The sequence below is a fragment of the Nocardia sp. NPDC004722 genome, from assembly GCF_053601505.1.
Genome location: NZ_JBSGBY010000396.1, coordinates 1 through 7,986, shown reverse-complemented (window position 1 = coordinate 7,986; position 7,986 = coordinate 1). Strand labels below are relative to the sequence as shown.

Annotated in this window: 6 protein-coding genes and 1 pseudogene; 5 read left to right on the top strand and 2 right to left on the bottom strand. The window is 69.1% G+C overall.

Features of this window, described 5'->3' with window-relative positions:
* The coding region (locus ACWELQ_RS30770) for an Lrp/AsnC family transcriptional regulator (RefSeq protein ID WP_452400533.1) at positions 1–261 on the bottom strand (261 nt) is incomplete at its 3' end.
* Here ACWELQ_RS30770 and ACWELQ_RS30765 point away from each other — a divergent pair.
* From ACWELQ_RS30765 to ACWELQ_RS30750, 4 genes and pseudogenes are all read left to right on the top strand, one after another.
* Positions 236–2,061 (top strand): annotated as a pseudogene (locus ACWELQ_RS30765) (carboxylesterase/lipase family protein). The gene ACWELQ_RS30770 and the pseudogene ACWELQ_RS30765 overlap by 26 nt on opposite strands.
* 25 nt (positions 2,062–2,086) lie before the next feature.
* Positions 2,087–2,290, top strand: coding sequence for a hypothetical protein (locus ACWELQ_RS30760; protein ID WP_452400532.1), 204 nt, complete (start codon positions 2,087–2,089; stop codon positions 2,288–2,290).
* Positions 2,287–3,747: a sodium:solute symporter family protein gene (locus ACWELQ_RS30755; protein ID WP_452400531.1), complete on the top strand. Its 1,461-nt coding sequence runs from the start codon at positions 2,287–2,289 to the stop codon at positions 3,745–3,747. Before ACWELQ_RS30760 ends, ACWELQ_RS30755 begins: the two co-directional genes overlap by 4 nt.
* A gap of 9 nt (positions 3,748–3,756) precedes the next feature.
* Positions 3,757–5,208, top strand: a complete 1,452-nt coding sequence (locus tag ACWELQ_RS30750) for an amidase (protein ID WP_452400530.1) — start codon at positions 3,757–3,759, stop codon at positions 5,206–5,208.
* Here ACWELQ_RS30750 and ACWELQ_RS30745 read toward each other — a convergent pair.
* Positions 5,192–6,823 (bottom strand): ABC-F family ATP-binding cassette domain-containing protein, encoded by a 1,632-nt coding sequence (locus ACWELQ_RS30745; protein WP_452400529.1) that lies wholly within the window; start codon positions 6,821–6,823, stop codon positions 5,192–5,194. The genes ACWELQ_RS30750 and ACWELQ_RS30745 overlap by 17 nt on opposite strands.
* 189 nt (positions 6,824–7,012) lie before the next feature.
* Here ACWELQ_RS30745 and ACWELQ_RS30740 point away from each other — a divergent pair.
* Positions 7,013–7,986 (top strand): ATP-binding cassette domain-containing protein (locus ACWELQ_RS30740; RefSeq protein WP_452400528.1); only part of this gene is annotated, 974 nt, incomplete at its 3' end.

The window sequence follows — 7,986 nt, the reverse complement described above, 5'->3', positions numbered from 1 at the left end:
GCAGAACACCGCGTCCGGCCGCTGCGCCAGCATGCGCCCGCACACGCCCGCCGTGCCCGGCGCACAGCGCACCCGCACCAGCACCGCGTCCCCGCGCGGGGCGAGCGCGGTGACGGTGACCGTGCCGCTGTCGAGCAACCGGCTGCCGTGGCGGGCGACCGTGCGCTCGGGTTCGCCCAGGACCGTGGCGATCCGGCTCCAGGAGGCGCGGCCGTCGATCTGCAGCGCTCCCACGATGCGCCGGTCCAATTCGTCCAACATCGGCCAAGTATGCGGCCGATTCCGTCAGTCGGCCCCACGACCTTGTCCGAAATCTCGCTCACCGGGCACGGTGTGTCCCATGACATCTCGGCTCACCCGGGTGATATCCCGCAGCTGCCGGCGGGTATCGAACCGCTCTCCGCTGTCCTCGCACCGACCTCGGCTGACACCGCATCCCTCGCCACATTCCTCTGCGCGTTCCCCGCTCCTGTCTCGGCGTTCCGGGGCGGCATCCCGTGGCCTCCGCCATTGGATACCGGTGGCGATCGCCGCCGCGGTGATCCTCGGAAGCGGTGGCGCGGCACCGGCATTCGCCGATGCCGCCGCCGGTCCCGAAGTGGTGCGGACCGATACCGGCGCGGTCCGGGGCGCCACCTCGGACGGCGACCGTTCCTTCCTCGGCATCCCCTTCGCCGCGCCGCCCGTGGGACCGCTGCGCTGGCAGCCGCCCGCGCCCGCGCTGCCGTGGGCGGGTGAACGCGACGCCACCCGCCCCGGCAATGCGTGCCCACAGTCGGCGTCGCCGTTCGGTGGCGCGGACACCGTCACCGAGGACTGCCTCAACCTCAATGTCTTCACCCCGCGCCGGGACGCGCACGCCTGCCGGTCGTGGTGTTCATCCATGGCGGCTACATGGTGTCCGGTTCGGGCCGTGACTATTCCGCGCATCGCATGGTGGCGCGTGGCGACGTGGTGGTCGTGACCGTCAACTATCGGCTCGGCGCGCTCGGTGGGCTGTCGCTGCCGGGCGGGGATGTCGCCGGCGACTACGGCGTGCAGGATCAGCAGGCCGCCTTGCGGTGGGTCCAGCGCAATATCGCGGCCTTCGGCGGCGATCCGGGCACGGTCACCATCGACGGGCAGTCCGCGGGGGCGTTGTCGGTGTGTTCGCAACTCGGCTCGCCACTGGCGGCGGGGCTGTTTCAGCGGGCGATCGTGCAGAGCGCGCCGTGCGCCGGAAACGGGTTCGGGCCGTTGCAGACTCGCGATCAGGCCGATCGGCAGGGGCAGGAGTTCGCCGCGGCGGTCGGCTGCCCGGATCCGGTCACCGCCGGAGTGTGCCTGCGCACCAAGCCCGTCGGCGACCTGCTCGCCGCGCAAGCCGCCTATCAGTGGTTTCCGGATATCGACGGGCGGGTGCTGACCACCCAGTTCCGGGACGCGTTCGAGTCCGGGCACTTCAACCAGGTGCCCACCATGATCACCGGCACCCGGGACGAAGAACGGCTGATGGTGGTGCAGCAGTACGGGTATCAGACCGCGCTCACCGCCGACGCCTACCCGCAGGCCGTGCGCGACTTCTTCGGAGCCGACCGCGCCGATCAGGTGCTCGCGCACTACCCGCTGTCCGGCTACGACCAGCCGGTGCTGGCGTACGCGGCCGCCCGCAGCGACTTCGACTATCTGTGCGGCAATCCGACCACCGCGGGCCTGCTGGCGCGGCGGGTGCCGACGTATGCCGCCGAGTTCGCCGACGAGACCGCGCCCGGCCTGCCCGGCATCCCGCCGCCCAGCTTTCCGCTCGGCGCGGCCCACGCCTCGGACCTGCCATACCTGTACGAAACCAGCGGCGTCACACCGGCGTTCACCGACGCGCAGCAGCGCCTGTCCGACACCATGATCGACTACTGGACCGCGTTCGCCCGCACCGGCGACCCCAACGGGCCCGGTCGCGCGCAGGCTCCGCGCTTCGACGGCAGCGGGCGGATGCTGCGGTTCACCGAATCCGGCGCGCAACCCTACGCCGGGTTCGCCGCTGAGCACCAGTGCGACTTCTGGAACGCCTACATCACCTGGTAAACCTCGAAACCCCCACGGAGCGACCATGAATCGCGCATATCTCATCCTTGCCCCCGCAGTCCCCGCAGCGGCGTTGCTGTCGGCGATCTGGCTTCCGTTCGTGAACACCGCCCACCTGTGGTTCGGCCTGCCCGCGCTGTTCGTGTGGCTGTCGGCGTGGGTGCTGCTCATCACCCCGGCGCTGCTGCTGGCCGAGCGCGGCCGCACCGCGAAGGAGGATTCCCGATGATCCTCACCGTCGCACTGCTGGGCATGGCGGTGATCGCCCTGGTCGGGCTGCGGGCCCGGCGCGGCACCCGCGACCTGTCCGAATGGACCGTCGGGGGACGCAATTTCGGCAAGAGCGCCACCTGGTTCCTGCAAGCGGGCGAAGGTTTCACCACCTTCACCTTCCTGGGCGTCGCCAACCGCACCTTCGCGGGCGGCGCGGTCGCCACCTACGCGATCCCCTACATTCCGCTGTCCTATATCGGCGTCTACTTCCTCGGGCCACGGCTGTGGCGGCTGGGCACGCAACGCGGATACCTCACGCAGGCCGACTATTTCGCCGACCGCTACCGCAGTCCACTGTTCGGCAGGCTGGTCGCGCTCACCGGGGTGGTGTTCCTGCTGCCGTATCTGCAATTGCAGATCACCGGGCTGGGCACCATCGTCGAACTGGTCACCGGCAGCCACGATTCGGGCACCTCGAGCATGATCATCGCGACGGTGCTGATGGTCGCGTTCGTGCTGTGGTCAGGCATTCGCGGCATCGCGGGCACGGCGTACCTCAAGGACGCGCTCATGATCCTGGCGATGGTGGTGCTGGTGATCGCGGTGCCCGCCCACTTCTCCGGCGGCGTCCCGGCCATGTTCCGCGAAATCCAGCACAGCGCACCGCAACTGCTGACCGTCGGCCACAACGACGGCCCGGCCGGGTCGGTGTGGTGGCTGACCAGCGTGCTCATCTCCGCCATCGGCAGCGCCTTCTTCACGCTGCCGCACCTGTGGCCGCCGCTGCTGGCCTCGCGGGACGAGCGGGTGATCCGCAGCAACAACGCCTGGCTGCCGCTGTATCAGGTGGTCATCATTCTGCCGATCGTCATCGGGTTCACCGGAATCCTGGCGAGACTGCACGGCGCGCACGTCCCGCCCGGCGGGGTGCTGCTGTGGCTGACCGGACAGGCGCTGCCGGACTGGCTGGTCGGGGTGGTGGCGGTGGCGGCCGCCGCGGCGGCGATGGTGCCCGCGGCCGCCATCAGCCTGGGCATCTCGTCGCTGGTGGCGCACAACCTGATTCCGCTGCGCGGCGAGCGGGCCCGGCTCGCACTCAACCACGCGACGGTGATCGCGGTCGCGGGGCTGACACTGCTGCTGGCCGTTCACCGGCCCACCGCGCTGGCCGATCTGCTGCTGCTCACCTTCAGCGGGCTCGCCCAGACGGCGCCCGCTTTCCTTGCCGCGCTGTGGGATCGGCGGCGGCCGCACCCGGCGGCAGCGATGGCGGGGATGGTCGCCGGGATCGCGGTGGTGGCGTGGGTTGAGCTGGGCAAGCATTACGCGGCGGTGCACAACATCAATTCGGGGATTCTCGGACTGCTCGTGAACCTGACCGTGTTCGGGTGCGCCCAACTGCTGTTATCCGACCGCCGTGATTCCCTTGTCCGCCAAACCGATTCGGCCCCGCTACCGGCCACCGAGCACTGAGGAGATCCGATGTACACCGATATCTGTTTCCTCCCGGCCGTCGAACTGGCCCGGCTGCTGCGCGCACGGGAACTCTCGGCGGTGGAGGTGACGCGCGCCCATCTCGACCGGATCGAAGCCATCGACCCGCACGTCAACGCCGTCGTCACGGTGACCGCCGAGCAGGCCATGGAGCAGGCGCGCACTGCCGACGCCCGGTTCGCCGCCGGTGTCCCTACGGGTCCGCTGCACGGGATACCCATGGCGCACAAGGACACTCACGAGACCGCCGGTATCAGGACCACGCACGGAAGCCCGATCTATGCTCGCCACGTCCCCGACCGCGACGAGCTGATCGTCGAAAGGCTCAGGGCGGCAGGCGCGATCACCCTCGGCAAGACCAATGTGCCCGAATTCGGTGCGGGCTCACACACCTTCAACACCGTGTTCGGCGCGACCCGCAATCCCTACGATCGGGAGCGGTCGGCGGGCGGCAGCAGCGGCGGCGCGGCAGCGGCCCTCGCCTGCGGCATGCACGCACTGGCCGACGGCAGCGATATGGGTGGCTCGCTGCGCAATCCGGCGTCGTTCTGCAATGTGGTGGGTTTGCGGCCCTCGCCCGGGCGCGTACCGAGTTGGCCCACTCCCCTCGCCTGGTCGACGCTGGCCGTACAGGGGCCGATGGCACGCACAGTCGCCGATGTGGCGCTGCTGCTTTCGGTGCTGGCGGGACCGGATCCGCGCAGTCCGATCGCCTGCGCCGAACCGGGGGCGCTGTTCGCTCCCCCGCTCGGGACCGATCTGCGCGGGCTGCGGGTGGCGTGGTCACCGGATCTGGATGGCGCCATCCCCGTCGACCCGGCGGTCCGCGACGTGCTCGCACCCGCCGCCGAGGTCTTCGAGGAGCTGGGTGCGTTCGTCGCCCCGGACTGTCCCGACCTGTCGGGCGCGGAGGAGGTGTTCCGGACCCTGCGCGCCTGGCAGTTCGCCTCGGCCCTGGGTCCGCTACTCGCGCAACGCGATTCGCTCAAACCCGCGCTGATCCGCAATATCGAGATCGGGCTGGCGCTCAGCGGCACCGATCTCGCCGCCGCGGAACTCGCCCACACCGCCCTGTTCCACCGGGTGCGCGAATTCTTCGACCGCTACGACATTCTGCTGCTGCCCGTCAGCCAGGTGCCGCCGTTTCCGATCGAGCTCGAATACCCGGCCGAGGTCGACGGCGAGCCGATGGCCGACTACCTGGCGTGGATGCGCTCGTCGTATGTCATCAGCGCGACGGGTTGCCCGGCGCTGTCGGTCCCGGCCGGGTTCACCCCCGACGGATTGCCGGTCGGGGTGCAGATCGTCGGCCCGCACGGCGCAGACCGCCTCGTCCTCGAGGTCGGCCACGCCTTCGAACAGGCCACCCGCTACGGGGAGATCCGGCCGCCGATCGTCACCGGCGAGCCGGTTCCTGTCGGTATCAGGCCAGCTGGATGAGTTCCAGGTAGTCCTGCGACCAGTGGTCCTCGGTGCCGTCGGGCAGCATGATCACGCGTTCCGGGTTGAGGGCCTCGGCCGCGCCCGGATCGTGGGTCACCAGCACGACCGCGCCCGCGTAGCTGCGCAGCGCGTCGAGGACCTGCTCACGCGAGACCGGGTCGAGGTTGTTGGTCGGCTCGTCGAGCAGCAGCACGTTGGCGGCCGAGGAGACCAGACCGGCCAGGGCAAGACGGGTCTTCTCACCACCGGACAGTGTGCCCGCGGGCTGCTCGAGCTGCGGGCCGGAGAACATGAACGCGCCGAGTAGGCCGCGCAGATCCTGTTCGCCCGCGTCGGGGGCGGCGTGGCGGATGTTCTCCCAGACGGTCGCGCGATCGTCGAGGGTGTCGTGCTCCTGGGCGAAGTAGCCGATCTTGAGACCGCGGCCGGGATCGATCTGCCCGGCGGTGAGGGTCTCCACACCCGCGAGCAGCCGCAGCATCGTGGTCTTACCGGCACCGTTGAGGCCGAGAATGACCACGCGACTGCCCTTGTCGATGGCCAGGTTCACGCCGGTGAAGATCTCCAGCGACCCGTAGAGCTTGGTCAGGTTGGTGGCCATCAGCGGCGTCTTGCCGCAGGGGGCGGGCTCGGGGAACTTGATGCGCGCGACCTTGTCGGCCACGCGAATGTCATCGACCTCGTTCAGCATGCGCTCGGCGCGCTTGACCATCTGATGGGCCGCGGCGGCCTTGGTGGCCTTCGCGCCGAGCTTGGCGGCCTGCTGCTTGAGCGCGGACGCCTTCTTCTCGGCGTTGGCGCGCTCGCGCACGCGGCGCTGCTCGTCGGTGGCGCGGGCGTCGAGGTATTTCTTCCAGCCCATGTTGTAGATGTCGGCCTCACCGCGCACGGCGTCGAGGAACCACACCTTGTTGACCACGTCGCCGAGAAGTTCGACATCGTGGGAGATCACGATGAGCCCGCCGTCGTGGCTCTGCAGGAACCCGCGCAGCCAGTTGATGGAGTCGGCGTCGAGGTGGTTGGTGGGCTCGTCGAGCAGCAGCACCGTGTCGGACTTGCCGCCGCTGCCGTCGGAGGCGCTGAACAGGATGCGCGCCAACTCGATTCGCCGACGCTGACCACCGGAGAGGGTCTTCAGCTGCTGGTTGAGCACGCGATCGGGCAGGGCCAGGCTGTGACAGATCCGCGCGGCCTCACTCTCGGCCACGTAACCGCCGAGCGCGGAGAACCGCTCCTCGAGCCGCCCGTACTTGCGAATCGCCTTGTCGCGCTCCTTCTCATCGGCCACCTCGGCCATGAGCGCCTGCTGCTTCTCCATCTCCCGCAGCAGCGAATCCAGCCCCCGCGCGGACAACACTCGATCCTTGGCGAGGATGTCGAGGTTGCCTTCCTTCGGATCCTGCGGCAAATATCCGATTTCCCCCGACCGGATGACCTTGCCCGCGTAAGGTTCACCCTCACCGGCCAGAATGCGCAACGTCGTGGTCTTCCCGGCACCGTTGCGCCCCACCAGCCCGATCCGATCACCGGCCTGCACCCGCAGCGCCGACCCCGGCGCAGTGAGTAGGGTGCGGACTCCGGCCCGGACCTCCAGGTCGGTCGCGGTGATCACAAGCGTCTCCTCGGTGCATCGGATACGGGTCGAAAACTGAGCAATGTGCGACATGCAAACGCACAAGAACCACCGATTTTATCCCAGCTCCCTCAGACCCCGAGGTCAGGGGCGCGGTCGGTTGCGTCGCCCCCGGCCGGGCGGGAACTCGGTTGCATCACGCGGACCGGTGCGGTTGCCTGTAGTGCCGTGGCCCACGTGAACGTTTCCGATATCGAGTACTTCCTCGCCGATGGGCGACAGCTGCTCAATGGGGTTAGCTTTCGGATCGGGGAGGGGGTGAAGGCGGCGTTGATCGGGCCGAACGGGACGGGGAAGACGACGTTGATGAAGATCGTCGCCGGGGATCTCGCGCCGGAGGAGGGGGCGGTGGCGCGGTCGGGGTCGCTGGGGGTGATGCGGCAGTTCATCGGGCAGATCGATGATGGGTCGACGGTGCGGGATTTGTTGTTGTCGGTGTCGGCGACCGAGGTGGCCGCGGCGGCGCGGGCGCTCGATGCCGCCGAGGACGCGATGATCGAAACCGATGACGAGGCAACGCAGTTGGCGTATGCGCACGCGCTCACCACGTGGGGAGATGTCGGCGGGTACGAGATGGAGACGTTCTGGGACAAGGTCACCACCGCGGCGTTGGGCGTCGAGTACGACCGGGCCAAGTGGCGTGCGGTCAAGACGCTGAGCGGGGGCGAGCAGAAGCGGGTGGTTCTGGAAGCCTTGTTCAACGGTCCGGACGAGGTGCTGTTGCTCGACGAACCGGACAACTATCTCGACGTGCCGGGTAAGCAGTGGCTGGAACGAACGATCGCCGCGTCGAGCAAGTCGGTGCTGTTCATCAGCCACGACCGTGAACTCATCGCGAACGCGGCGACCCGGATCGTCACCCTCGAGCCCGGAGTCAACGGCGCGACGTCGTGGATTCACGGCGGCGGCTTCGCGGGCTATCAGCAAGCCCGCGAGGATCGCAACGCGCGGCTGGACGAACTGCGTCGCCGATGGGACGAGGATCTCGCCAAGTTGCGCGCGCTGGTGCTGCGCTTGCGCGAGAAGGCGAAGTTCAACGACGGTGTCGCCGCGCGCTATCACGCCGCCCAGACCCGCCTGGCCAAGTTCGAGGAGGCCGGGCCGCCCGAGGCGATTCCCTTGCGGCAGAACATCTCCGTGCG